24 protein-coding genes are annotated in these 24,709 nt (G+C 45.0%); 14 read left to right on the top strand and 10 right to left on the bottom strand.

Annotated elements, in window-relative coordinates; genetic code table 11:
• Positions 1 to 54 precede the first annotated feature (54 nt).
• Complete coding sequence (locus LZG74_RS07775) at positions 55 to 984, bottom strand: lysophospholipid acyltransferase family protein (RefSeq protein ID WP_233795998.1); 930 nt, start codon at positions 982 to 984, stop codon at positions 55 to 57.
• A gap of 17 nt (positions 985 to 1,001) precedes the next feature.
• A complete protein-coding gene (locus tag LZG74_RS07770; protein ID WP_233795997.1) occupies positions 1,002 to 2,102 on the bottom strand; it encodes a hypothetical protein in 1,101 nt (366 codons plus the stop codon).
• Positions 2,103 to 2,348: 246 nt separating this feature from the next.
• On the opposite strand from LZG74_RS07770, the gene LZG74_RS07765 reads away from it, so the two are divergent.
• Positions 2,349 to 2,609: a hypothetical protein gene (locus tag LZG74_RS07765; protein ID WP_233795996.1), complete on the top strand. Its 261-nt coding sequence runs from the start codon at positions 2,349 to 2,351 to the stop codon at positions 2,607 to 2,609.
• Positions 2,602 to 3,234 (top strand): zeta toxin family protein, encoded by a 633-nt coding sequence (locus tag LZG74_RS07760; RefSeq protein WP_233795995.1) that lies wholly within the window; start codon positions 2,602 to 2,604, stop codon positions 3,232 to 3,234. The genes LZG74_RS07765 and LZG74_RS07760 overlap by 8 nt, the downstream gene beginning before the upstream one ends.
• A gap of 3 nt (positions 3,235 to 3,237) precedes the next feature.
• On the opposite strand, the gene LZG74_RS07755 is transcribed toward LZG74_RS07760, so the two are convergent.
• The 4 genes from LZG74_RS07755 to LZG74_RS07740 form a co-directional block, all read right to left on the bottom strand.
• Complete coding sequence (locus tag LZG74_RS07755) at positions 3,238 to 5,058, bottom strand: STN and carboxypeptidase regulatory-like domain-containing protein (RefSeq protein WP_233795994.1); 1,821 nt, start codon at positions 5,056 to 5,058, stop codon at positions 3,238 to 3,240.
• A gap of 15 nt (positions 5,059 to 5,073) precedes the next feature.
• The gene (locus tag LZG74_RS07750) at positions 5,074 to 6,066 is read right to left on the bottom strand and encodes a FecR family protein (protein WP_233795993.1); all 993 of its coding nucleotides are present in this window, start codon (positions 6,064 to 6,066) and stop codon (positions 5,074 to 5,076) included.
• Positions 6,067 to 6,078: 12 nt separating this feature from the next.
• Positions 6,079 to 6,648, bottom strand: a complete 570-nt coding sequence (locus tag LZG74_RS07745) for an RNA polymerase sigma-70 factor (RefSeq protein WP_233795992.1) — start codon at positions 6,646 to 6,648, stop codon at positions 6,079 to 6,081.
• Between the two features lie 117 nt (positions 6,649 to 6,765).
• On the bottom strand, positions 6,766 to 7,086 hold the full coding sequence (locus tag LZG74_RS07740; RefSeq protein WP_233795991.1) for a hypothetical protein: 321 nt from the start codon (positions 7,084 to 7,086) through the stop codon (positions 6,766 to 6,768).
• 172 nt (positions 7,087 to 7,258) lie between these two features.
• On the opposite strand from LZG74_RS07740, the gene LZG74_RS07735 reads away from it, so the two are divergent.
• Both LZG74_RS07735 and LZG74_RS07730 read left to right on the top strand, forming a co-directional pair.
• Positions 7,259 to 8,089, top strand: coding sequence for a KilA-N domain-containing protein (locus tag LZG74_RS07735; RefSeq protein ID WP_233795990.1), 831 nt, complete (start codon positions 7,259 to 7,261; stop codon positions 8,087 to 8,089).
• 123 nt (positions 8,090 to 8,212) lie between these two features.
• A complete protein-coding gene (locus LZG74_RS07730; RefSeq protein WP_233795989.1) occupies positions 8,213 to 9,145 on the top strand; it encodes a hydrogen peroxide-inducible genes activator in 933 nt (310 codons plus the stop codon).
• Between the two features lie 144 nt (positions 9,146 to 9,289).
• Here the strand turns inward: LZG74_RS07730 and LZG74_RS07725 are convergent, their stop codons facing one another.
• A complete protein-coding gene (locus LZG74_RS07725; RefSeq protein ID WP_233795988.1) occupies positions 9,290 to 10,411 on the bottom strand; it encodes an ATP-binding protein in 1,122 nt (373 codons plus the stop codon).
• Positions 10,412 to 10,618: 207 nt separating this feature from the next.
• The gene (locus LZG74_RS07720) at positions 10,619 to 12,328 is read right to left on the bottom strand and encodes a DNA polymerase/3'-5' exonuclease PolX (protein WP_233795987.1); all 1,710 of its coding nucleotides are present in this window, start codon (positions 12,326 to 12,328) and stop codon (positions 10,619 to 10,621) included.
• Between the two features lie 172 nt (positions 12,329 to 12,500).
• Here LZG74_RS07720 and LZG74_RS07715 point away from each other — a divergent pair, with 172 nt between their 5' ends.
• From LZG74_RS07715 to LZG74_RS07705, 3 genes are all read left to right on the top strand, one after another.
• A complete protein-coding gene (locus LZG74_RS07715; protein ID WP_233795986.1) occupies positions 12,501 to 13,775 on the top strand; it encodes an AGE family epimerase/isomerase in 1,275 nt (424 codons plus the stop codon).
• Positions 13,776 to 13,916: 141 nt separating this feature from the next.
• Positions 13,917 to 14,114: a CsbD family protein gene (locus tag LZG74_RS07710; protein WP_026630426.1), complete on the top strand. Its 198-nt coding sequence runs from the start codon at positions 13,917 to 13,919 to the stop codon at positions 14,112 to 14,114.
• 129 nt (positions 14,115 to 14,243) lie between these two features.
• A complete protein-coding gene (locus LZG74_RS07705; protein ID WP_233795985.1) occupies positions 14,244 to 15,227 on the top strand; it encodes a 3-hydroxyacyl-CoA dehydrogenase family protein in 984 nt (327 codons plus the stop codon).
• Positions 15,228 to 15,229: 2 nt separating this feature from the next.
• Here the strand turns inward: LZG74_RS07705 and LZG74_RS07700 are convergent, their stop codons facing one another.
• On the bottom strand, positions 15,230 to 15,514 hold the full coding sequence (locus LZG74_RS07700) for a type II toxin-antitoxin system RelE/ParE family toxin (protein WP_233795984.1): 285 nt from the start codon (positions 15,512 to 15,514) through the stop codon (positions 15,230 to 15,232).
• Entirely contained in the window at positions 15,505 to 15,795 is a 291-nt protein-coding gene (locus tag LZG74_RS07695; RefSeq protein WP_233795983.1) for a hypothetical protein, read from the bottom strand. The genes LZG74_RS07700 and LZG74_RS07695 overlap by 10 nt, the downstream gene beginning before the upstream one ends.
• 266 nt (positions 15,796 to 16,061) lie before the next feature.
• On the opposite strand from LZG74_RS07695, the gene LZG74_RS07690 reads away from it, so the two are divergent.
• The 7 genes from LZG74_RS07690 to lepA all read left to right on the top strand — a co-directional run bounded on the left by LZG74_RS07690 (position 16,062) and on the right by lepA (position 24,587).
• On the top strand, positions 16,062 to 17,375 hold the full coding sequence (locus LZG74_RS07690) for a cytochrome ubiquinol oxidase subunit I (protein ID WP_233795982.1): 1,314 nt from the start codon (positions 16,062 to 16,064) through the stop codon (positions 17,373 to 17,375).
• 103 nt (positions 17,376 to 17,478) lie between these two features.
• A complete protein-coding gene (locus LZG74_RS07685; RefSeq protein WP_233795981.1) occupies positions 17,479 to 18,501 on the top strand; it encodes a cytochrome d ubiquinol oxidase subunit II in 1,023 nt (340 codons plus the stop codon).
• A 123-nt stretch (positions 18,502 to 18,624) separates the two neighbouring features.
• Entirely contained in the window at positions 18,625 to 19,374 is a 750-nt protein-coding gene (locus tag LZG74_RS07680) for a LytTR family DNA-binding domain-containing protein (RefSeq protein ID WP_233795980.1), read from the top strand.
• 100 nt (positions 19,375 to 19,474) lie between these two features.
• Positions 19,475 to 20,728 carry an L-fucose:H+ symporter permease gene (gene fucP / locus LZG74_RS07675; protein WP_233795979.1) on the top strand — a complete coding sequence of 418 codons (1,254 nt, stop codon included), beginning with the start codon at positions 19,475 to 19,477 and terminating at the stop codon, positions 20,726 to 20,728.
• Positions 20,729 to 20,761: 33 nt separating this feature from the next.
• On the top strand, positions 20,762 to 21,550 hold the full coding sequence (locus tag LZG74_RS07670; RefSeq protein WP_233795978.1) for an SDR family oxidoreductase: 789 nt from the start codon (positions 20,762 to 20,764) through the stop codon (positions 21,548 to 21,550).
• A 38-nt stretch (positions 21,551 to 21,588) separates the two neighbouring features.
• Positions 21,589 to 22,605 (top strand): zinc-binding alcohol dehydrogenase family protein, encoded by a 1,017-nt coding sequence (locus LZG74_RS07665; protein WP_233795977.1) that lies wholly within the window; start codon positions 21,589 to 21,591, stop codon positions 22,603 to 22,605.
• A 194-nt stretch (positions 22,606 to 22,799) separates the two neighbouring features.
• The gene (gene lepA / locus LZG74_RS07660; protein ID WP_233795976.1) at positions 22,800 to 24,587 is read left to right on the top strand and encodes a translation elongation factor 4; all 1,788 of its coding nucleotides are present in this window, start codon (positions 22,800 to 22,802) and stop codon (positions 24,585 to 24,587) included.
• Positions 24,588 to 24,709: the final 122 nt, after the last annotated feature.

The following is a 24,709-nucleotide window of genomic DNA, read 5'->3' as shown; positions in this document are numbered from 1 at the left end:
AGTACGATACGACGCAAAAAAGGGCGACGCCAAAATTGGCGTCGCCCTTTGATTTTACGACTGACTCACACCTTTCGCTGAATCAACATTTATAGGCTTTTGAGGCAAAGCGCCAGGAAAACCGAATTTCCATCTGTTGTGAGACCAAAGCCATAACTCCGGCTGGCGCCTGATACTCATTTCCAACTCTGCATAATACAGTTTCATAATTTCTGTTTCGGTCATTTTTGCTGCGTCCTTCACTAGCAGGTTAAATCGAAAATTATATTTATTCACGCCGCGTTGTTGGACATCCAGATACACCACGGCACTATTTCGTCGGATCGCCATCCGTGCTGCACCTGTCTGTATATACGTATTATGGCGAAAGAACTGAACGACATGTTTGCCCGCATCGGCGGGTCTCTGGTCCGCAATGTTGATAAAAATGGTGGGCTTCGTATCCTGCCAATTGACTACCGAGCGATACCAATGAGTCTTCGGGACCAGCTTCACGCCAAAGCGGCTTCTCAGCCCTTTCAGTTTTTCGTTCAACATTCTGTTTGAGACTGGCGAGTAAGCGGCAAGCACATTGCAATCGGTTAGCAGCGGCAGGGAAAGCAAATATTCCCAATTGCCATAATGTGAAACCATAAGCACAATGTCCTTTTTCTCCTTTATCAACTGATGCAAAACAGACTGATTGCCATAGCTAACAAACTTTGCAAGGTCCTGCGGCGACAGTTTACGCACCAGGAAAGGCTCAATAATAAGATCCGCCAGATGCCTGTAATACCGATCGGCCAACACAGCTGTCTCTGCATTTGAAAGTTCGGGAAAACAGATCGCCAGATTTTTGAGGATCACATTTTTGCGATAAGGCCAAATGTGCTTGAATATCAGATAAATCAAGCGAGCGATTGATCGCCAGATGTGAACGGACAGGCTCGCGGTGCCCTTCCGGAAGAGAAAAGCGGTAAGTCCCCGCCCTTCTCTCCAAGGCAAAGTTTGCACGGCCCGCATTATAGAATAAACTGAATGCCCGTATTGAACCCTAGGTGAACACCCTGGAAATCTTTTGAACTATCGTTTTTCCAGATATATTTTTTGACAAAATCGTAGTCATTTTCGCGCTTGTAACTTACGTAATTGATGGTCGGGCCAGCGAAGATTTCGAGTTTGCTGCCAATTTTGTAAGCCGGGATAATGCGGAGTGAATTTTTAAAATAGTGAGCCTTTTTGAAGTTGGAAAGTGAATGACTCACGGCTTCGAGATTGAGCCTGAAATTGTTTACCAGCTTAATGTGTGCTCCCAAACCTGCTTCCACAGCGTACAAATCGTGTTTGCTATCTTTCAAATTGTATCCAATCCCGGCAATCCCATACAAAACGCGGCCACCGGAACGGAATGAGGCGATGGTCGTCATGGATTCGTCAACCGTTACCGCAATGGATTTTTCACCACTTTTGATAAAATTGAAAATGGCGATCGGGTAATCGCTGGTGTCGGCAATGTTGATCAAACCAGCCAGTTGGATGCCTTTCACATTCTTGGCAATGTTAGCAAAACCGGCAACCTGCCCATTGACATTCTTGCACTTATTCAGAAACCCGCTCACCTGCAATCCCTTCGCATCATTGCGTGTAATGTTGGCAAAACCAGCCATTTGCACCGACTGCGAGCTTCCGGCCAGGTTCATGAAACCCGCAATCTGCGCGCCTTTTGCTTCATTCTTAACAATATTTGAAAAACCTGCCATCTGGATTCCGTTGGCATTATTCCCGATAATGTTAGCCCCTCCCGCAATTTGAACTCCTTTTGCATTGTTGGATATCAGGTTTACCGCGCCAGCCATTTGCAATCCCGAAGCGTCCTGTTTGATGATATTCGCAGCGCCTGCGATGGCCACACCGGTTTCTGATTTGGACAGCCCGGCAATGGCGTGGAGCGAAAACTGGTTTGTATAGGACGCCGCGTGTTTGCCATTGGTGCTGAGCGGATATATAAGGCCAAAGTGCACGACCGATGTGCTGTCATGCTGACCAAAAGAAACAAGGGATAAACCGAAAAGGAATATGCTGAGAAGTGCAGCCTTAGCCGCGCAAAATCTTAAATTTTTCATGTGAATGTATTTAAAAAGAAATCATTTAAACACATACAGTCCGCAGGAACCCCAAAATTGCAGGCCTTCAATCCGGTCCAATTGCTGTATGCAAAGTACCGACAACGAGAGGCGGGGTTACCCTAAAAATTTGAAGAAGATATTTAGTAAATGTATTGAGCCTGTAAAATACTGCTACCCTCAACTTTCACAGCATCCCGAATTTTGCTATTTTTGGTTACGATCAGGACACTATAACAATAATATATGATAACTAAGGAGGAATCGCGTCTGAATGAGCATTTGAAGGATCTTCGTTTGGAAACTTTTGAGAAAGGTTTTCCCTTTATGCTTCATGACACAAAAATTACCACCGAGGGCTTCATCTATGAGTTCCCTGATGGCTCTATGAAAATAATGACCCTGGCAGACGATTTACAAACGATCGTAGAGGTGAGACCATTGACAACCGGTGAGATTGCCGGTGTTAGGAAAGAGCTCAATCTGCCTGCGTTCCAGTATGCCTGAGCTGTTCGTTATCACGGGACCAAATGGCGCCGGAAAGTCTTCAAATGCCAACATTTTAAATTTAAAGCTCACTAACCTTCCGGTTTTTGATGGTGACAAACTATTTTATCAATTGCTGGATAAGCATTATAAGATGACCAAAGTCGCCAAGTATGCCCGTGAGTTGGCGGACGAAGACCTTCAAAATATCTTCGAAGAACAGGTTAATAACGCTATTACGGGATATAAGGACTATGCCTACGAAGGACATTTCAGCACCGAAAGTTCCTGGAAAACCATCAGACGGTTTCAACAAGCAGGATATAAGATTAATATGATTTTCCTGGCACTTGAAAGCGTTAACATATCTTTACAGAGGGTTGCTGTGCGCGTTTCACAGGGTGGACATCATGTTGCGCCTGCTCACATTTACGAAAACTTTTACGGTAACATCAAATTCCTGGACCAAAACTTATCCTTGATAAACAAGCTCACGTTTATCGACAACAGTTCCATGAACGCCGTACACATTCTCACATTGGAGAATTGGGAAATCAGTTTTATCAGGAAGACAAGATTACCGAAATGGATGCAGCATAATATGCCCGAACTGATGAAGATTATCCGGAATTTTGACTCGAATTAAGAACTAAAATCTACCATAACGCCAGCTCAAACCACCTTGCCAGCCGATCCAGGAAGTCATGTTTTTGTTGCCAATCTTGAAGTCGGGGTAACCCTTTGGGGGGAAGGATTTGTAGCCTTTTTCGGTTTGGAAGCCATCGCTGTCGTAAATGTTGAATGACGGGCCGGCGAAGAGCATAAGGCGTTTATTCAGCTTGTAAGTAAGGGCAGTTTGGAAGCGGTAAATGAAGGGCAGCTTATCCCAGCTGGTGGTGTAAATGTTCTGATTGAGGATTTCGGTGAAGAAGCCAACCTTTTTGAATGGAAAAAACTCCCGCCCTATTCCAGCACCGAAAGTAAGGACCTTGTTTTGTCTGCCTGTGGTGGAGCCGACCATGAGTATGCTGTAGAATTTGTGCGTCCCCATCTTCCAGGCCACATTCAAAGGCGTAACGTCATTGGCATAAACAGAAATATTGGAAGTGCTTTTTTTGATAATGTTGATCAACCCTAAACTCAAACCCGACGAACTGTCTGCAATGTTAACAATGCCCAGCTGCGTTCCGTGAAGCCGCCTGGCCACATTTATGGTCGCGAGCTGAAACCCGCGCACCTCACGCTTGCCTATGTTGATCCCTCCGCTAATTTGTCCCCCCGAAAGGTTGCCTTTGACTACATTAACCCCACCGCCAACCTGTACACCGTTGAAATCTTCCGAAGCGTGGTTGTAAGCGCCCGAAATCTGCGCACCGCTCGATCTATCACCAAGAATGCTCAATGCACCTGACACCTGCACACCTCGCAACGGCCCTGCGGAACGGCTCAAAAATCCACTGACTTGCGAACCACTAACATTTTTTTTGACACTCCCAGCAAATCCGGAGACCTGAACGCCGCTCAGCGAGTCAAGAATGTGATTCAGAAAGCCAGCTACCTGGGCGCCTTTTACATCACCCGAAACCACATTAAATAGCCCTGCGATCTGGGCATAGCGCACATCCTGCTTTGAAATATTAAAGCCACCGGCTATTTCTGCGCCATTTACGCCAGCCGTATAACCACCCAGAAGGTTAAGCGAAAATTTGTTCACAACCTGCGAGCTCATCCGCCCATGTGTCCCCAAACCTGGTGTCAATGACGCCTGGTAGGGCAATGCAACAAAGAAACGGCCAATGTTGCGGCTTTGCGCGCGAAGCTTTGCGGAAAGGAAAAAACGGCCAAGCCACGTGGATTCGCCTTCGGAATAGCGGACGATGAGTGGGTCGAGGTCAACCGCTTTTTGTAAAATATTGATCCGAAGATCTGCACTTTCCTCATTGATCACGATCGTCGTATCCCCATAGCCCACTTTGCTGATTGTCAGGTTCAAAGGCAAGCTTCGGTCTTTGATCCGTATCCTGAAATGCCCGGCGTCATCAGATAATGTTGAAACCAGTAACTGCCTTGAATAAACGCTGGCGTAATCGATGGGCACATTGGTTTCCTGATCGAAAATATGACCGCTTATATAAAACACTTTTTCTTTCGCCGCGGGAAGAATGATCAGGTAATCACCTTTTTCCCTGTATTGATATTTGTTGCTGAACAACTGGCCCAAAACCTGCCTGACGGGTTGCCGGGCTACATTTAATGTAACCAGGCTATCGCCGGAAATGATGTTGCTGTTATAGGAAAAGTAAAATTTTCCCTGGTCGCTGATGTTTTTTAATACTTCTGAAACAGGTTGTTTTTGCGCGGATACGCTCACGGTTTTATTCAGAATGCCCTGTGCGTAGGTTGCACAGGGCATAATTAGCATGATAATAATGTATTTAATCGTGTTCAGTTTCGTAAAAGTCTGATTCATTCCGAAAGATAAGTGCTATTTCAAAATGATCTGCTCTCCCCTATGCTCAACTTTTATTGTTAATGTTTCACTAATCAGGCTCAATGTGCTGTCCAGCGACTTTGTATCAAATGTGGTGTTGATAGGCATGTTGTTCAGACGTTCATTTCCAATCACAATGTTGGCGTCGTAAGTTTCATTCAGTATTTCCACTAATCTCCACAAAGGTGTATCGTTGCAAACCAACTTGTTTGTCCTGTAATATTTGTAAAAATCATCTGCCGTTTCGTCCTTAACCAGTGCCGGATGCGATTTAAGCACGGTTGCTTTCTGCTTTGGACTAATGCGGACAAACTTGTTTTTTTTAGCCACTTCAACCAAACCGGTTTCCACGATCACTTCTGTCTTCTTCGCATTGTCCTTCACATTAAAACTGGTCCCCAACACCTTAACGGTCATATTATTCACAGCGATCACAAACGGTTTGGTCTTGTCTTTGGTAACCTCAAAAAACGCCTCGCCCGTTAATGACACCTCCCTTTTGCTGCCAGAGAATTCGGCCGGATACGAAATGCTTGATTTTTTATTCAAAGTCACAATGGACCCATCGGGCAATGTATCGATCACCGTTTCTGCCCCTGATCGAACAGTCAGCATTTGCGGTTCCGCATTTTGGCCAAAAAATACATATGCAAGCCAGCCGGTGCACAAAGTTGCAGCGATCATCGCAGCGACCCTGAGGAACGCGAACGACCTTTGGGGTTCGAAAAGCGGGATTACCGGCGCTTCTTCCCTACTCTTCTGCGTCCGTTTGCGGAACCGTTCCCAGGCTGCGTTTTCATCCACGGCGCTCTGTGCCGCGAGTTGCTTGCTCTGGTTCCATATCAATTCAAAATGTTCGAAATAGCGCTGGTTATCATCGCTGTCGGACAACCATTGGTTGATCTCGATCTGTTCTGCGACGCTCGTCTCATCCAGTAAAGCCTTGACAAGCAGGTCGTCTATGTTGTAATTCAGTTCTTTATTCATGACCGGCACGGATTAGCTGAGGAGAAATAAAAGTATGGATGCGGGCAGGAAATCAACCAGTTTCAGGCGCAGCAGACGCAGTGCCTTACCCATTTGATTTTCCACCGTTTTCAATGGCAATTGCAGGCGTTCGGCGATTTCCTGGTATTTCAGTTCTTCAAAACGGCTCATCTGGAAAATCGTTCTGCACTTTTCGGGCAATTCTTTAAGGGCTTTGTCCAGGCGCTGTTCAAGCTCTTTCAGTTCCAGCGGATGGGAGGTGTTATTGCTGTGTTCCATTTGGTTAATTGCGTACGTTTGGTAGGCGTCCCTCACTTTCAAATGTTTGATATAATTAAGGCTTTCATGATAAACCGAGCGGTAGAGATAGCCGCTGAACGATTCCTTGATTTCAATGTGATCTGTTTTTTCCCAAAGCCTGCAAAACACATTCTGCACCATTTCCTCGGCCATAACATCGTCCCGCAGAATGGTGCAGGCATAGGCATGAAGTCCCTTGAAGTGTGCTTTAAAAACCCGTTCAAACTCCGCTTCCCGATCTCTGCTTAAATATGTCACGTGATCCGCGATGGCTACGTTCATTGCAATGATTGATTACTGATAAAAAATAAGCGCCCGACTTAGGCTGTTCATTGGAATGACAACCAGTCGGGCGCTTACCCTAAATTTTCCGGAAAATAATTCCGGCATTTATTTGATCTATTGCTTTTTAGATGCTTTTAGTGAGTCGGCTTTATTGCTTTTGTAACGTTTGTCCGGCGTGCCGTCTTTTTTGAGGTTCTTGTTTTCGCTGTAACGCTTGTCCGGCGTCCCATCAGCTTTGAGTTTCTTGTTCTCAGCATAACGCTTATCGGGCGTTCCGTTGGCTTTTACCTTAATGGTTGTCTTGTCATTTCCGGTCTGCCTGGTGGCAACGGTCGTTTTGTTGGTAGCCGGTTTGGCTGGTGTTGCAGTTTGCGCAAATGAAGGCGCGGCAAATGCCATAAAGGCCAGCAAGACTAATGCTTTCAAGTTTTTCATTTTCATTGGATTAAAGTGTGACAAACGTGGATCATATTAAAGCAATTATAAAAAAATCCAGCCAGAGCTGTTCGATAAGGTGAATTTAATCATCATTTAATCCAAAGGTTTATGGATTAGCCGTTACTTTTTCCAATCAACAACGTCTCAATAGCATTTAACCAACAATGCTATGCCGACAAAAAACACAACCATTCAAGTTTCAGGGCAGGAAATCGCCCTTATGAACATTAATGACAACGATTTCATATCCCTCACAGACATTGCCAAGCACAAAAATCCGGAGTTAGCCGGACAGCTCGTCTTAAATTGGCTCAGGACAAGATTCACAATTGAATTTATGGGACTGTGGGAACAGATGCATAATTCGAATTTTAAAGTCATCGAATTCGATGACTTTAAAAATGATGCTGGCAGCAATTCATTTGTGTTGTCACCCAAGCAATGGATTGAAAAGACGAACGCTATCGGCCTGATTTCCAAAAGCGGACGGTATGCCAGTGGCACATTTGCGCACAAGGATATTGCATTCGAATTCGCGTCATGGATCTCTCCATCATTTAAATTGTACTTGATCAAAGAATTCCAACGCCTGAAATCAGAGGAGAGCGATCGCCTGAATCAAAGCTGGAATCTGCAAAGAACGCTGGTCAAGGTAAACTACACGATTCATACCGATGCAATCAAAGCTCACCTTATTCCAAAATCACTGAACAGGGAACAATGCAGTGCGATTTATGCAAGCGAAGCGGATTTGCTCAATATGGCGCTCTTTGGAATGACTGCCAAAGAGTGGCGTCATCAAAATAAAGGGATTATGGGCAATGTGCGGGATAACGCGTCCATTGAGCAACTAGTTATCCTCTCCAATTTAGAAAGCATTAATGCAATGCTCATCCAACAAAAGTTAAGTGCTTCGGATAGACTGGTTCAGCTTAATCAAATCGCGATTACACAAATGCGGTCGCTTTTAAACATCACGCTTGTGAAGAAGCTGGAATAGCAGCTATGGAATGTCTATGTCGATTATTTCAGAATCCAACTCAATTCCATCATAGACCAAAGCATTTAAATTGTACTTTTGCATAAATAAAATCTATTAATACTACTGACTCTGCTCTATCAAATGAATCTTCAACAACTGGAATACATTGTAGCCGTTGATAATTACCGGCATTTTGTTCAGGCGGCTGAACATTGCAATGTGACCCAGCCTACGCTTTCAATGATGATCCGTAAGTTGGAAGAAGAATTAGCTGTTAAAATTTTTGACCGGACAAAGCAGCCGATTGTTCCAACCGGAATTGGCCGTGAAATAATTGATCAGGCCAAAACGATTTTGCGCGAAGCATCTCGGATGAATGAGATCGCCAAACATTTCAATGGTGATTTATCGGGCGAATTGCGGATAGGGATCATTCCAACCATTGCTCCCTATCTGCTGCCGCATTTTGTAAATCCATTTATCAGTCATTATCCGGACATTAAGCTGCATGTGTCTGAAATGATTACGGAAAGGATCATAAGTGAGTTAAAACTGGGCAATCTGGATGTGGGGATCATTGCATCGCTATCCGAAGAAAGCAGCTTGCAGGAAATCCCGCTGTATAAGGAACGCTTTTACGCCTATGTTTCGGAAAACACTGATTTATATGCCAAAAAATACATCCTGCCAGCAGATATCGAACCTAATGAACTCTGGCTGCTGGAAGAAGGACATTGTTTTCGCACGCAGATCCAGCGACTTTGTGAGTTGAGCCGGAATAGTCAGTTTGGCAGTAGTTTCAGTTACCGGTCGGGCAGTATAGAAACGTTGATCCGGATGGTTGAAAAGAACGGAGGCATTACTATTCTGCCCGAAATGGCAGTTATGGAGCTTTCTGACATCAGGAAAAAACATATCCGGAGCTTTCAGTTTCCCGAGCCAGCGCGTGAAGTTTGCCTGCTGGTGAATCGCGAACAAATGAAAACAAGGCTTATAGATGCATTAAAAACAGGAATTACTGCCTATTTGCCGCAGGAAATTTTTGAAACAAATAAGGAAATAAGGATTTTGTAACAATGCGCATTGATCTCCGACTTCACTGAAACGGCTGCAAAACCCGGCCTAAGTTGAAGAAGTGCACGAATTATTCGACGACAACGACCGGACGAAGATTTCAAGGATTTTAGCTTTGGTGTTTGGGAAGGATTAAGACATTCATCATTTGGGGACCTTTACCTGATAAAGCCTCCCCAAATGAACCCTTCGAATTTCTTTAACCGGATGCCTTCCTATCACGTAGCATGTTGCGATTTTCAAATTTTTAGCCAAGGATTGAACATTTTTCAAATCTGCCTCAGTTGCCGTTTCTTTCACCTCAAAGCAATAGTTTTTGTCGACGATAAAATCAATTTCCCGACCCGTTTTAAGCTGATAATAAGCTACTTCTCCTTTATGCATTAGTTGATTAAAAACTGCATTTTCGAATTTAGAACCACTTCCTAATTCGCCTGATAATGAGGCAACACCATTATCTAAAAAATAAACTTTCTTTGCTTTTACAATTTCGCGATCAGGACTTGTGGAAAGAACTGGAATTGTTTTGATTAGGTAGCTTTTTTCCAAAAGTTCAAGATAGTTTTCAACCGTTGCCCGCGGTATCCCGATAACACTTGTAATTTTCGAGACATCCAATTTCGTCCCGATGCGAACAGAGAGCAATTTAATAAGTTTATACAAGTTGGTTGGATCGCGAATGTCGGATAATAAATTAAGGTCGAAATTAATATAGGAGCTTAAAATGTCGCTGATCAGGTCTCGCTTGTCAGCCGCAGAATCAGCCAGAACTACCTCTGGAAAACCCCCAAAATTGATATAGTCGTCATAATACATTTTAAGCCGCTCATATTCCGAGGAGATATAATTGACCGACTGGCTAAAATTCAAGGGAATCGCGCTGACACCATTAAATTTAAGGAGCTCGCCAAAATGGAGCGGAAAAATCTCAAAAATCTTTTTCCTACCTGCAAGCGACTCCGAAAATTGATTTTTCATATAGTAAGCACTTGATCCCGTCACAATGAATTTAATGTCATAAGTGTCGTATAAGTATTTCAGGACGCTTGGGAGGTTAGGCACCAGCTGAATCTCGTCAATGGCGATCAACACTTTCTTTGAAAAATCTGTCCCTTGCTGTGTTAGCGCGTGGATTATGGTTTCATAATTAGGTTCTGAAAAGATGGCTCTAATGTCTATCCTTTCAAGATCGAAATAATGCTTTTGTTGGATGTTCGACTGTGCAAGAAGCTGCTTAACCAAGGAAGTTTTGCCAGTTCTTCTCATCCCCGTTAAGACAGTTATCTGTCTTTTTGGCAAATGTTGAACTAATGAAGGATATATGTCTCTTTCTAAAAACATTGAAATTTGTGTTAGTTGATGCAGTATACCTAGTCAACCATATCAACACAAAAATAGTTATACTATTTTACTATACTTATATAAAAATAGTAAGCTTTTAACATTTTATTATAATATAAATAATACAGATTATCACTTACCACGGCTGGTTAAATACTCCTCCATCCGCTCTAATCCAAACGCATTGAACGTCATATCCTTCGTCAAACCGCCTTTTCTTGCTACTGCTACACCGTAATGCATGTCGAAATAGCCTTCTTTGGAGTGGGCGTCGGGGTTGATGCTGAGCAGGACGCCTTTTTCCATGCAGTAGGAAATCCAGCGCCAGTCGAGGTCGAGGCGCCAGGGAGAGGCGTTGATTTCTATGACGACATTATGCGCTGCACAGGCGTCGATGATGGCTTTGTGATCGATGGGATAGCCTTCGCGGGAGAGCAGTAGGCGGCCGGTTGGGTGACCCAAAATGGTTGTATATGGATTTTCAATGGCTTTTAGCAAGCGCGTTGTAGCCTTTTCCAACGACATGGTAAGGTTGCTGTGCACAGACGCTACAATGTAATCGAATGAGGCCAGGATTTCGGTTGGATAATCCAGCGAACCGTCACCCAGAATATCGGATTCTATCCCTTTCAGAATTTTGAAGGGCTTTTCCGGATTTTCGGATGCAAAACGTGCATTCAGTTTCTCGATTTCTTCATGCTGACGGATGACGTCCTCTATTTTAAGACCCTGAGCATATGTGGCGGTTTGCGAATGATCGGCAATTCCCAGATATTCAAAACCCAGCTCCCGGCAATACAGCGCCATTTGTTCCAATGTATGCTGGCCATCGGAATAAGTGCTGTGGTTGTGCAAAATCCCTTTCAGATCGTCCCAGGTAATGAGCTGGTCCGCGGAATGTGTCTCAGCCCAGGTAAATTCACCGGCGCCTTCCCGCATTTCAGGAACAATGTAAGGCAATCCCGCTTTTTGGTAAATGGCTTCTTCATTCTCAACCGCTTCATAATGAGCTTGCCGCCAGATTGTGCTGCCGGATGATGTGGGATAGCCTAAATGTAATGCGTCAGAAGTTTCTATAAATAAGTCATTGACAACACGTTCCGGCTTTGAAGCGATAATTTCAATGCCAACGGCCACATCCTGCACATTTCCCCGCCATACAAAAGGTGACGACCGCTTTTCATCCTGGACCAGGATTTCAATGTCGCCAATAAATGTCTGCAACAAAGCAGGCGAATCCGTTCCGACCAGGATTTTGATGTTGTCGACAATTTCGGCGCGGCGCCGGATGTCTCCTGCCACTTCCACCTGATCAAAGTTTTTTTTCAGCTCCCTGACGATCATCTCAGCAATTACTTCTGCCTTGTCCATCCGCAATTTGCCCGCCTGATCTTTCAAAAATGCCAATGAATCAATGATCTTTTGCTGAATGCTCCCGCCAAAACCTTTGAGCTTGGCGACTGAACCATTCAAACAAGCGAGTTCGAGCTCGTGCAGGTTGTCAATGCCCAGCTCTTGCCACAGAACGGCTATCTTTTTAGGACCTATTCCTTTGATATTGAACATTTCCATCACCCCCAGCGGCGTGTTGCGCAGCAGCTCTTCGAGCTCGGGAAATGTTCCTGTTTTTGCGATCTGAACAATTTTCCCGGCAGTGCTTTTACCAATGCCCTGCAACTTGGTAAGCTCCTGTTCCGTCATATTTTGGAGCTCTCCTTCCTTATATTTATCCAGGTAAAAGGCCGCAATGGAATATCCTTTGATCTTAAAAGGATCCACACCATGCAGTTCCATCAATTTGGCGGTCAATTCCAGGATCTCTACAATTTCAGGATTGCTCATATCATTTCAGGTTAAAGAATTCTTTGCGAATTACGAAGTATGTCTCAGCATTTGCAAATATCGGGCAAGTAGTCCATTTTTTCCTTTAAGTAGTTATAGTATCAGCTGGTCTTAAATAGAAAAAACTTTAAACAAAACAGCCCTTCCCGGGACATAAAATAGGATTTCCAAAATGAGCATTGATCAACTAAAAAGTTACCGCGACGAGATTCACAACCATTTAACAACTGAACTGCTTCCTTTTTGGGAAACCAGATGTGTAGACAAGGAAAATGGCGGCTTTATTACGCATTTCGACAATGCCGGAAATGACTCCGGTGAGGATGAGAAGTCGCTTATAGCGCAAACCAGGACTGTTTTTACATTTTCCTCTGCGCATAGGGCCGGCTATGGCGACGGTCGCTATGCTGCCATTGCAAGCCACGGCGTCGATTTCCTGATCAATAAAATGTGGGATGAAGAAAATGGCGGTTTTTACTGGCTCATGGACCGCAAAGGGAATGTTAAGATCGATGAAAAGATCGTTTACGGACACAGCTTCGCTATCTACAGTCTGGCCGAATACACATTAGCAACGGGCGATCCAAGGGGTTTGGAATATGCAGAAAAGGTTTTTGATCTGCTACAAATCCATGGCGCAGACACTTACTATGGCGGCTATTTTGAAATGTTCCACCGCAATTGGGAGCTGAAAGGCAGCGGCCCGGCTGGCGGCGACCGCAAAACCCTGGATGCGCACATGCATTTGATGGAGGCCTTCACTACATTATATGAAGCGAGCCAAAAACAGGTGCATAAGCGCAAGCTGATGGAAATAATCGAGCTGCTTTTGCATAAAATCATGCACCCAACCTATAAAACAGGCATCCCGCAATTCTGGGCAGACTGGACAGTTGCACCGCAGATCAAATTCGACATTATCTGGGGCTGGGACCGGTTTTCAGAAGACGGCATGAAAAGCAGTGCCGAAGACAACACCAGCTATGGCCATAATGTAGAGTTTGCATGGCTGCTTATGCACGCGCTGGACATTGCAGGCGTGCCTTATGACGCTTATCAGCACCAACTGCTGGCTTCGTATGATCACGCTGTGGAACACGGCATCGACTGGGAGTTCGGCGGCGTGTATGTGGAGGGCTCGCACGCGGGTGAAGTTTATGACCGTGAAAAGGAGTTTTGGCAGCAAGCCGAGGTGATCATTGGCATGCTGGACGCTTACCGTGTTTACGGCGATGAAAAATATCTAAAAGCTTACGACGCAACGCACCGTTTTGTGTTTGATAAAATGATCCACCATGAAGTAGGCGAATGGCTGCCATTGCTGACACGCCAGGGAGAGCCGATCTGGAAGCATATGAGCCATTCATGGAAGGTGAATTACCATTCCGTGCGTTCTATGGTGCAGGGAATTGTACGCCTTGATAAGCTGATTGCACAATCTGCGTAAGATTTTCCATACAAAAGGTTGTACTGATCCTTGAAATCACTTAGCCAGGACGCAAAACACGGTTTGGTATGATGTTTGAACTGTTGTGTGTAGTTCAATGCTTCTAACGAGGCTACTTTTTAAATTTAAATAGAAAAAGTCATGAGTGCTTTCACACAACAAGTAAAAGGCAATTGGAACGAGCTGAAAGGCAAATTCAAACAACAATATGCAGATTTGACCGACGACGACCTGTTATATGAAGATGGAAAAGAAGACGAACTTCTTGGAAAGCTTCAAAAGAAACTAGGAAAGACCCGTGAAGAAGTGGAAAGTGAAGTAGATAGATGGTCACGATAGACCCGGTTTGAAATACAGAGTAAATAATAGGTTAAGAGCCCTGGAATTGCGATTCCAGGGCTCTTTTTTTGTAGTAGGAAGCTCTGCATAAGTCCTTTTTGTTTCATCTTTTATATAAATATTCTTGAAATGAATCCAAATGAAATACCGGTCGGCATAGTGGGTTTGGGATTAATGGGTTGCAGTATAGTGACCTGCCTGCTGATTGCCGGCCATCCCGTAATTGCCGTTGCGCCTGTGAGCGCGGATCTGCTTCATGCGGAAAGAAGGATTCGGGAACATCTGGAAAATGCAAAAGAAAAGGGACTCATTGAAAATGGCCCGGAATTCTATTTTAAAAACCTCATCATTACCGAGGATTACGCTCAGCTGAAACCGTGCAAAATTGTTAACGAATGCACGATTGAAGACATTGATATCAAGAATTCAGTATATAAAAAAGTTGAAACGGTTATTGCGCCGGATGCATTGTTGTCGAGCAACACGTCTGCTATTCCAATTAGTCAGCTGCAAAAATTAACGCTTCATCCTGAGCGCTTTCTGGGATTGCATTGGACTGAACCGGCGCATACTACGCGGTTTCTGGAAGTGATCTGCGGGGATGATACGGACATTAAAAATGCAGAATATCTGTATGAACTTTCTTACAAATGGGGAAAAGAGCCAATCCTGGTAAGAAAAGACATTGCCGGATTTATCACCAACCGGCTCATGTATGCCATGTACCGCGAGGCGATCAGTCTGGTAGAAAATGGTTACGCGACCATTGAGGATGTCGACCGCTCGTGCCGCAACAATGCAGGCTATTTCATGACATTGGTCGGTGTTTTCCGATGGATGGACCTGACTGGCGTGCCTGCATATCACACAGTCATGAAAAACCTGCTTCCTACTTTAAACAACAGCACCGAAGTCCCCGAACTGATCGATAAAGTAGTCCGCGAAGGCGGCCGAGGTATCGCCAACTCCCACGGATTCTACAACTACGAACCCGGCGAAGCCGAAGTCTGGGAAGAAACATTCAAAGAATTCACCTACGAAATAAGGCAGCTCGCATTAAAATACCCGGCAGATGTTGTGAAGAAAAGACTGGCTAAGAAGCGGAATGGGTAACGTTATTTAGGAGGAAACTTTTTGTAAATATCCCCGCGTGACTGGATAGTAATGATGGAAACAATCTTGATTGTGCCACCGTCATATTTAAGGCCTATCCTGTAACCACCCACACGAATCCGGTAATATTCCTTGTTGCCTTTTCCTTGCAGCAAGGAACAGTCAGGAATATCCATGAGGTGATCAACGACTTTGATCGTATTCAAAACAACAGCGACTTGTCGCTGAATATAATCCGGACAACGTTTTAATTCCTTTACAAATGTCTTTTCGACAACTAGTTCCATCCCATTTCTTTTTGGAACTGCTCAAAAGTTAAGGTGTCACTCTTATCCCGGTCCTTTAAAATCTCGAGAAGAAAGATATCTTCCAGCTCCTGATTTTCAATTACTTTCAAAATTTTTTCCACCTCCTCAACCGACCAGTTTCCCCGTTTCTTTTTTTGGGAAAAATTAGGTGCAGGAATGCCGGTTTTTTCTGCGATGTAGGCATTTTTATATCCTGACTTATCAATCAGGATACCCAAATGACTTTTTAATTCTTTATAATCTTCGATAATACCTAACATATCAAGAACATTGGCGTTTCATATATTAGTAATATTACTAATTATTTTTTGTTTGATTACTAATATTGATTTAAAATTTCACTCGAAAGTGCAGGTTCCATAAAGAAGATTTAGCATCAAAATTTTTCCCTATTCCTCTCATTTCTCCTGATCCTTTTTACCAAAAAACTGGTTCTTGATATAAGACTTCACTAGTTTTGGATGGTGCCGGTTTTGGTGCCGGAAGTTTTTGGAGACCTCCAATTTTTTAGTAAAATAATTCCACAATGGATGATTTTATAGCTGCCCGATCTCAGATGGCCCTTTCGCTGGGTTTTCACATTATATTTTCCTGTATTGGCATGGTGATGCCGTTTTTTATGGCCGTAGCGCACTACTATTGGCTCAGGACCGACAACATTGTTTATAAAAACGTCACGAAAGCATGGAGCAAAGGCGTTGCGATCTTCTTCGCCACAGGTGCCGTCTCCGGGACGGTCCTTTCGTTTGAACTCGGGCTCTTATGGCCGGAATTTATGAAACACGCAGGCCCCATATTCGGAATGCCGTTCTCGCTGGAAGGAACGGCATTTTTTATTGAGGCCATCGCCCTGGGTTTTTTCCTGTATGGTTGGGACAGGTTTAACAAATGGTTCCACTGGTTCACCGGCGTCATTGTCGGCGTAAGCGGACTTGCATCGGGAATCCTGGTAGTGGCTGCCAATGCGTGGATGAACAGTCCGGCTGGTTTTGATTTTGTCAACGGCCAATATATTAACATTGATCCTATCGAAGCCATGTTCAATGACGCGTGGTTTTCGCAGGCACTTCATATGACCATTGCTGCGTTTGTGGCCACGGGTTTTGCGGTTGCGGGCGTACACGCATTCATGATCCTGAAAGGTGAGAATGTGCTTTTTCATACCAAATCCTTTAAAATAGCCGCGATATTCGGGTGCGTAGCTGCGATTTTGCAACCATTAAGCGGTGATATTTCGGCCAAAGATGTGGCCATTCGCCAGCCCGCCAAGCTTGCAGCAATGGAAGCGCATTTCCATACCGAAAAATCGGCGCCCCTGATCGTCGGCGGCATCCCTGACGAAGAGAATAAAAAGGTGGATTACGCCATAAAATTGCCTGGCTTCCTGAGCTTTCTGGCACACGGTGATTTTGAATCAGAAGTGACAGGCCTGGATAAAATTCCCGAAGAAAACCAGCCCCCGGTAGCCATCACGCATTATGCGTTTCAGATTATGGTCGGCATGGGCATGGCAATGATGCTGGTTGCTATCCTTTATTTTATTGCGCTTTGGAAAAAGAAAAACTGGCTCGCCAGTCCGTGGCTGTTGAAATTGTTCGTTGCAGCAACGCCGCTGGGCTTCATCGCCGTGGAAGCTGGCTGGACCGTAACAGAAGTGGGCAGACAACCCTGGATTATCCACAACGTCATGCGGACCGCCGACGCCGTAACCCCCATGCCTGGCATAGCCTACTCATTCTACCTTTTCAGCGCCGTGTATGTCTCATTAGCATTAGTCGTAATTTTCATGCTCTACCGTCAAATCAAAATGGTAGGAACGCTATACGACAAGCCGAGATAAGAATCCAACCAAGCACATCGCCCTGCGACCCGGTCAATCATCGCTCGGCGACCCGGTCAAACATTCAATCATCGCCGGCAACCCGGTAACATTTTAGATCAAAATGCTCTACATAGTCATCACCTTTCTCTGGACTTCCATCCTGCTCTACCTGCTGCTGGGCGGGGCGGATTATGGCGCCGGGATCATCGAACTTTTTACCTCACGTAAAAATAAAGCGGTGACCCGCAAGACATTATACGGCGCTATCGGGCCGATCTGGGAAGCGAACCACATGTGGCTGATCATTGCCATTGTGATCCTGTTTGTAGGTTTTCCGGTGATTTATTCAACCATGTCTGTGCACCTGCATATCCCGCTTACCATCATGCTTCTGGGCATTATAGCACGTGGGACAGCCTTTACTTTCCGACATTATGATGCGGTTGTAGATGATATGCAGTATTTATACAACACAATATTTGCCATATCGAGCTTCATAACGCCCCTATTTCTGGGCATCATTGCAGGAAGCGCCGTTTCCGGTCACATTGATCCACAGGCTGATACATTTCTTTCAGCTTATATTTTCAGCTGGCTGCATTGGTTTGGGGTTTCCGTGGGTCTTTTCACTGTGGCAATTTGCGGTTTTTTGGCTTCTGTGTATCTGATCGGTGAAACGGATAATGATCAGGACCGGTTGCGGTTTGCACACAAAGCGCAGTTTTTCAATATTGCTGCCGTCATATGCGGGATACTCGTTTTTATTGCCGCATATATCGAACACATTCCGCTGATCGACTGGGTCTTTGGAAACTGGGTCGGGCGGATCGCCATTGTTTCAGCTACGCTTTCGCTGGTCTGGATGTGGTCGCTGCTTTACCAGGGCAAGCTTGTTCTGTTGCGGCCCCTTGCAGGATTTCAGGTGACAATGATCTTGCTGACAACCACTTACAAGCATTTTCCTAACATTGTGATCTTAAAAGGAGGCGGCTATTTATCGCTGCTCGAACACAGCGGACAAGAGAAAACGATGGAGGCTCTGGCACTCGCATTGCTGATCGGCAGCGTTTTTATTTTGCCTGCATTGTTCTACCTTATTTACAGCTTTCAGAAGAAACCTTTGGAGTACGGAGCCGAACATTAGCCAATGAATCAACCATAACGGCCGTTCGCACATCCGAAAGGCGGCCTTTTCTCAATTACCAATACTTTGGAATGCGAGAAAAGTGCAATAGGCTTTGCATTAAAAGTGCCTCGCCCGCCTGGTATGATCAAAATTCTAATTGTTGATGATGAACAAAAGGCAAGGAGTTTCCTGCATCGGCTGATCATCGAGTTTGTCCCGGAAGTATCTGAAATCCGCTTCGCTGCGTCAGCAACCAAAGCACGGGAGCTATTGAATGACTATGAGCCTGATATTGCATTTCTGAATATCGAAATGGCTTATCAAAACGGGTTTCAATTGCTGATAAGTTTGAAAAACCCGCAGTTCGAGGTCATTTTCACAACCTGCCAGAGTAAACATGCTATTCAGGCTCTCCGGTTCAGTGCGCTGGATTATCTGATGAAACCCATTGACCCGAAAGAACTCGTCGGTGCGATCCAGCGCTATCTCGTGAAGCGCAATTTAAAGCCCAGAAAGCCAAAGACATATGAGCATTTCATAGGCAGCGCGGAGAAAAAAGACTCCAAAGAGTTCCGGCTGACGGTTAGCTCTAGTAAGGGCGTTTTCTTCTTCCCGCTTGCAGAGATCATTCGCATCGAGTCCGACCGCAACTACTCGGTTATCCATTTCACGGATCAGGTAAAACCTTTTGTTGCTACCAAAACGCTCAAATATTTCGAGTACATTCTCGAACAATTTAAATTCATCCGAACACACAAATCCCACCTGGTTAATGCTGAGCATGTTATCCGCATCTCCAACAGCAATGATTTTGTTGTGCTTTCAGACGGAACCAGAATAGAGGTTTCTCGGAGAAAAAGAGATGTTCTTATAAGGTTGCTGAATGTTTAATTGGGTGATAAATTGCCAAAAGAATTCGGCCCTGGTCAAGTAGATACGCGGCGAAGCGACGTTACTATATCTTGTTATTAATTACTAACTACGGACCTCTATGACCGATCGTAAAACACGGCTGGCTATCATTCTCATTACTTCGTTATTTTTTCTTTGGGGCTTCGCCCTTAATCTCAACCCCATCCTCATTCCGCATTTAAAGAAAGCATGTCAGCTAAGCGACTTTCAATCAGCACTTATTGATTCGGCTTCCTATATCGCTTACTTTCTGATTGCATTGCCTGCCGGGCTTTTTATGAAAAGGTTCGGTTACAAGGCCGGGATCACCCTGGGGCTGCTTTTGTTTGCATTTGGCACATTCCTGTTTTATCCCGCTGCCGAAATGAGGCATTTTGGCTTTTTCCTGTTTGCCTTGTTCGTGATTGCCAGCGGTTTAACATTGCTGGAAACGGCTGCCAACCCTTATATAACCGTTCTAGGAGACAGTGAGTCGGCGACGCAGCGACTTAACTTCGCACAGTCATTCAATGGTTTGGCTGCTTTTTTAGCGCCGTTAATGGGCGGGACTTTTATCCTCTCGGGAAAAACACTTTCTGAGCAGGAAGAGCAATCGATGTCTGCGGACCAGCTGAACAGTTACCTCAATGCAGAAGCCTCTTCGGTTCAAATACCCTTTCTGGTGATAGGAATTGTGGTTTTGTTGGTTGCGGTAATGATCTGGCGCACGCAATTGCCTGAAATCAAGGAAGAAACGGACGACAGCGGCAAGATCAGCGGCTCGATATGGTCAGAAAAAAACCTGATTTTAGGCGTCATAGCACAGTTTTTCTATGTTGGTGCGCAAGTTTGTATCAGCAGTTTCTTTATTCGTTTTTCGGATAAAGTCGCAGGCATTGATGAAAAAACGGCCGCATATGTGCTGTCCGGAGCATTTTTAAGCTTTATGATCGGCCGGTTTATCGGCACATATTTAATGCGATTTGTTGCTCCGCCGCGCTTACTCGCACTTTACAGCATTATTAATGTTGCGTTGCTTATCCTGGCCGTCCTTACCGAAGGCATGGTTGCGGTGTATGCATTGGTAGGCGTGCAGTTTTTCATGTCCATTATGTTCCCGACAATTTTTGCGCTTAGTATCCGCGGACTGGGAGAAAAGACCAAAATCGGGTCTTCACTGGTTATTATGTCTATCGTTGGCGGAGCGATTTTCCCGGTTATTATGGGTCAGGTTTCTGACATTTCGTCGATACAAACGGCCTATATCGTTCCGGCGGTCTGCTTCCTGGTGGTTCTTTATTTTGCGATCAAAAACAATTCAATTAAACATGTGACGCTGGGTGCTTCCCATTAAAAGTCGTCCGTATTCTTGCTAACATTCTCTATTATGGATTTACAATTAAAAGATAAAGTCGTCATCGTAACGGGTGGCGCAAAAGGGATTGGTGAAGGCATTGTGCATGTGCTGGCCAACGAGGGCGCTATTCCTGTTATAGTTGGCCGCAATGCTGCTGATAATCAAAAATTGGTTGACGAGCTTTCCGCCAAAGGCACGTCCTCATTCCAGGTGGTTGCCGAGCTTACCAGGCCTGAAGCTTGCGAGCAGGCGGTTGCAGCCGTTTTAGAAAGATTCGGCCGCATCGACGGGCTGGTGAACAATGCAGGTGTAAATGACGGAGTGGGCCTAGAAAGCGGTAATTATGAAGCATTTATGGCTTCGCTGCATAAAAATGTCGTGCATTACTATCTCATGGCACATTATGCATTGCCAGCGCTGAAAGCCTCCAAAGGTTCCATTGTCAATATCAGTTCAAAAACGGCTGATACAGGTCAGGGAGGCACATCGGCTTACGCTGCATCCAACGGCGGACGCAATGCACTTACCCGTGAGTGGGCGGTGGAGCTCCTTAAATATGGTATCCGTGTCAATTCGGTTATTGTGGCTGAATGCTGGACGCCGCTTTATGAAAGATGGATCGAAACGCTGCCCAATCCACAAGAAAAACTGGCTTCTATTACGGCGCACATTCCATTGGAAAACCGGATGACAACGGCCGAAGAAATCGCTAATATGACTGTTTTTCTACTGTCGCAACGTTCGAGTCATACAACGGGCCAGCTGATTTATGTGGACGGGGGTTATGTTCATCTGGATCGTGCGTTGGCTAATTCTTAATATTCTCAACATAAATTAGAAGTTTATTCCATTCAGCTATGGAGGTTTTGGTTTGTACAACACCCGGGGAATTTGCTTATCAGCAAGCAGAAAAACCAGCGTTAACCCCGGGGAATACCATTATAAAGATTAAAAGGATCGGCATTTGCGGGACAGATCTGCATGCATTTGAAGGAACGCAGCCTTTTTTCAATTATCCGCGCATTCTCGGTCATGAACTGGCCGGGGAAATTGTCGAAACGGACGGAGCGCCGGGGTTTTCAGTCGGTGAAGCAGTTACTTTTATTCCTTATTTCAATTGTGGCAAATGCATTGCCTGCCGGAACAATAAGCCTAATTGCTGCACGAGCATCCGGGTTTCTGGGGTCCATATTGATGGCGGGATGTCTGAATATTTATCGGTTCCCTCCTATTCGCTCGTGCATGGAAACGGTTTGAGCTTTGACGAATTGGCGCTTGTTGAAATGCTTTCAATCGGCGCACACGGGATCAGGCGGGCAAATGTGCAGCCAAATGAAACGGTGCTGGTCGTAGGTGCCGGGCCGATCGGGCTAGGAACGATGGAATTCGCGCGCATTGCCGGAGCGAATGTGATTGCGCTGGACATTAATGATGGAAGACTAGCGTTCTGCCGTGAAAAACTGGGCGTAGCACATACGATCAATGCATTGAATGGCAATGTTTTGGAAAAATTAGCCGAAATCACAAATGGCGACATGCCAACGGTTATCGTGGATGCAACGGGCAATTTGAGAGCGATTAACACCGCATTCAGCTATCTGGCACATGGCGGCAGATATGTGCTTGTAGGCCTTCAAAAAGGGGATATCAGTTTCACTCATCCCGAATTCCACAAGCGGGAAGCCACATTAATGAGCAGCCGGAATGCAACCCGCGCTGATTTCGAACATGTGATTAGCAGCATGAAAAACGGCTTTATCGATCCTACCACTTACATTACGCACCGGGTGGCTTTTGGTCAGGTGAAGGACGAGTTTGAAGGCTGGCTGGATCCTGCCAATGGTGTGATCAAGGCGATGGTTTCTGTGGATTGAACCGTTTGTTTTATTGTAATTAAAGAATTCCTGACTGTTTCGGATCAGGCATTTTGCTTTCATTTAGGGTGCGTATTTGCGTTAAGTTTGAACTTCAATGAGAAAAGCTGTTGAAATATTAATTACCCTCGTAATTTTGCAGGTGTTTTGCCTCAGACTTTTACGAGCCAAACATTGGAACAGTAACTACTTTCATGAAGAAAATCCGTAATTTTTGCATCATTGCCCATATTGACCACGGGAAAAGCACACTGGCAGACCGATTGCTGGAATTTACAAATACTGTAAGCAAACGCGAAATGCAGGCTCAGCTACTTGATAACATGGACCTGGAACGCGAGCGCGGCATCACGATCAAGAGCCACGCTATCCAAATGACTTATCCTTACAAAGGAGAAGAATATACTTTTAATCTTATTGATACGCCGGGCCACGTCGACTTTTCTTATGAAGTCTCGCGCTCCATTGCTGCCTGCGAAGGCGCATTGCTGCTCGTGGATGCATCGCAGGGAACGGAAGCCCAGACGATCTCGAACTTATATCTGGCGATCAACCACGACCTGGTGATCATTCCGGTTTTAAATAAAATAGATTTACCGGGCGCTATGCCTGAGGAAATTAAGGATGAAATGGTCGATCTGCTCGGTTGTGATCGGGATGACATCATTCCTGCCAGCGGAAAAGAAGGAATCGGCATTGAGGCCATTCTGAATGCGATTGTAGAAAGAATTCCGGCTCCGGTAGGCGATCCGAAAGCACCTTTGCAAGCATTGATCTTCGACTCGGTTTTTAATTCATACCGCGGGATCGAAGTTATATTCCGGGTTAAAAACGGGACAATCAGAAAAGGTGACCGCGTTAAATTTATGGCGACGGGCAAAGAATATATTGCTGACGAAATCGGAACATTAGGTCTGGCGCAAATCCCGAAACAAGTGGTGGAATGCGGCGACGTAGGTTACCTGATTTCGGGGATTAAAGTGGCTAAGGAAGTAAAAGTAGGCGATACATTTACGCATATCGACAGGCCTGCAAGTGAAGGAATTGTTGGTTTTTCAGAGGTTAAGCCCATGGTTTTTGCCGGGATTTATCCAGTGGACACGAGCGAGTTCGAAGAACTGCGCGAGGCCATGGAAAAGCTGCAACTGAATGATGCTGCGCTTGTTTGGGAACCGGAAACATCTGCGGCATTGGGCTTTGGATTCCGTTGCGGTTTCCTCGGTATGCTGCATATGGAGATCGTTCAGGAACGTCTGGAACGTGAGTTTGATATGACGGTTATCACCACGGTGCCTTCGGTGCAGTTCCGTGTGACGAATACAAAGAACCAGTTGTTGAACATCAGCGCACCTTCGGAAATGCCTGATCCTAACCACATTAATTCGATTGAGGAGCCATATATCAATGCACAGATTATCACGAAATCCGATTACATCGGCGCGATCCTGAACTTGTGTATGGACAAACGCGGCATTCTGAAAAACCAGGTTTACCTGACTTCGGAACGCGTTGAGCTTCAATTCCTTATTCCGCTTGCGGAGGTCGTTTTTGATTTCTTTGATAAACTAAAAACCATATCCCGAGGTTATGCGTCTTTGGACTATGAATTGGCGGGTTACCAGGAATCGGACATGGTGAAGCTGGACGTTATGTTGAATGGCGAGCCGGTTGATGCGCTTTCTGCCATCGTTCACCGATCAAAATCTTATGAATGGGGCAAAAAGCTTTGCGAAAAGTTAAGAGAACTGATCCCGCGCCAGATGTTTGAAATCGCTATCCAGGCGGCAATCGGTCAGAAGATCATTGCGCGTGAAACGGTGAAAGCGATGCGGAAAGACGTTTTGGCAAAATGTTATGGCGGTGATATTTCCCGTAAAAGAAAGCTTCTGGAGAAGCAGAAAAAGGGTAAAAAACGCATGCGCCAGGTTGGTAATGTGGAAATCCCGCAGGAGGCGTTTATGGCCGTATTGAAAATCAATTGATTAAATCATAAATATTCAGCCGAGCGCTGTCTTGGTCAATTTTATGGCGTGAAAGGCAAGACCTATCCGCGTTTTGTTGTAATTTTGACTGAATTCAAATTTTTAGACCAAGAAACTAAAAT

The organism is Dyadobacter sp. CY327 (genome assembly GCF_021390415.1).
Taxonomy (GTDB): domain Bacteria; phylum Bacteroidota; class Bacteroidia; order Cytophagales; family Spirosomataceae; genus Dyadobacter; species Dyadobacter chenhuakuii.
This window is presented reverse-complemented; position numbering and strand designations above follow the sequence as displayed.

Coding starts and splice junctions, on each gene's coding strand:
- LZG74_RS07770 (WP_233795997.1), bottom strand. CDS start 2,102: ATGAAAAATTTAAGATTTTGCGCGGCTAAGGCTGCACTTCTCAGCATA.
- LZG74_RS07765 (WP_233795996.1), top strand. CDS start 2,349: ATGATAACTAAGGAGGAATCGCGTCTGAATGAGCATTTGAAGGATCTT.
- LZG74_RS07760 (WP_233795995.1), top strand. CDS start 2,602: ATGCCTGAGCTGTTCGTTATCACGGGACCAAATGGCGCCGGAAAGTCT.
- LZG74_RS07755 (WP_233795994.1), bottom strand. CDS start 5,058: ATGAATCAGACTTTTACGAAACTGAACACGATTAAATACATTATTATC.
- LZG74_RS07750 (WP_233795993.1), bottom strand. CDS start 6,066: ATGAATAAAGAACTGAATTACAACATAGACGACCTGCTTGTCAAGGCT.
- LZG74_RS07745 (WP_233795992.1), bottom strand. CDS start 6,648: ATGAACGTAGCCATCGCGGATCACGTGACATATTTAAGCAGAGATCGG.
- LZG74_RS07740 (WP_233795991.1), bottom strand. CDS start 7,086: ATGAAAAACTTGAAAGCATTAGTCTTGCTGGCCTTTATGGCATTTGCC.
- LZG74_RS07735 (WP_233795990.1), top strand. CDS start 7,259: ATGCCGACAAAAAACACAACCATTCAAGTTTCAGGGCAGGAAATCGCC.
- LZG74_RS07730 (WP_233795989.1), top strand. CDS start 8,213: ATGAATCTTCAACAACTGGAATACATTGTAGCCGTTGATAATTACCGG.
- LZG74_RS07725 (WP_233795988.1), bottom strand. CDS start 10,411: ATGAGAAGAACTGGCAAAACTTCCTTGGTTAAGCAGCTTCTTGCACAG.
- LZG74_RS07720 (WP_233795987.1), bottom strand. CDS start 12,328: ATGAGCAATCCTGAAATTGTAGAGATCCTGGAATTGACCGCCAAATTG.
- LZG74_RS07715 (WP_233795986.1), top strand. CDS start 12,501: ATGAGCATTGATCAACTAAAAAGTTACCGCGACGAGATTCACAACCAT.
- LZG74_RS07710 (WP_026630426.1), top strand. CDS start 13,917: ATGAGTGCTTTCACACAACAAGTAAAAGGCAATTGGAACGAGCTGAAA.
- LZG74_RS07705 (WP_233795985.1), top strand. CDS start 14,244: ATGAATCCAAATGAAATACCGGTCGGCATAGTGGGTTTGGGATTAATG.
- LZG74_RS07700 (WP_233795984.1), bottom strand. CDS start 15,514: ATGGAACTAGTTGTCGAAAAGACATTTGTAAAGGAATTAAAACGTTGT.
- LZG74_RS07695 (WP_233795983.1), bottom strand. CDS start 15,795: ATGTTAGGTATTATCGAAGATTATAAAGAATTAAAAAGTCATTTGGGT.
- LZG74_RS07690 (WP_233795982.1), top strand. CDS start 16,062: ATGGATGATTTTATAGCTGCCCGATCTCAGATGGCCCTTTCGCTGGGT.
- LZG74_RS07685 (WP_233795981.1), top strand. CDS start 17,479: ATGCTCTACATAGTCATCACCTTTCTCTGGACTTCCATCCTGCTCTAC.
- LZG74_RS07680 (WP_233795980.1), top strand. CDS start 18,625: ATGATCAAAATTCTAATTGTTGATGATGAACAAAAGGCAAGGAGTTTC.
- fucP (WP_233795979.1), top strand. CDS start 19,475: ATGACCGATCGTAAAACACGGCTGGCTATCATTCTCATTACTTCGTTA.
- LZG74_RS07670 (WP_233795978.1), top strand. CDS start 20,762: ATGGATTTACAATTAAAAGATAAAGTCGTCATCGTAACGGGTGGCGCA.
- LZG74_RS07665 (WP_233795977.1), top strand. CDS start 21,589: ATGGAGGTTTTGGTTTGTACAACACCCGGGGAATTTGCTTATCAGCAA.
- lepA (WP_233795976.1), top strand. CDS start 22,800: ATGAAGAAAATCCGTAATTTTTGCATCATTGCCCATATTGACCACGGG.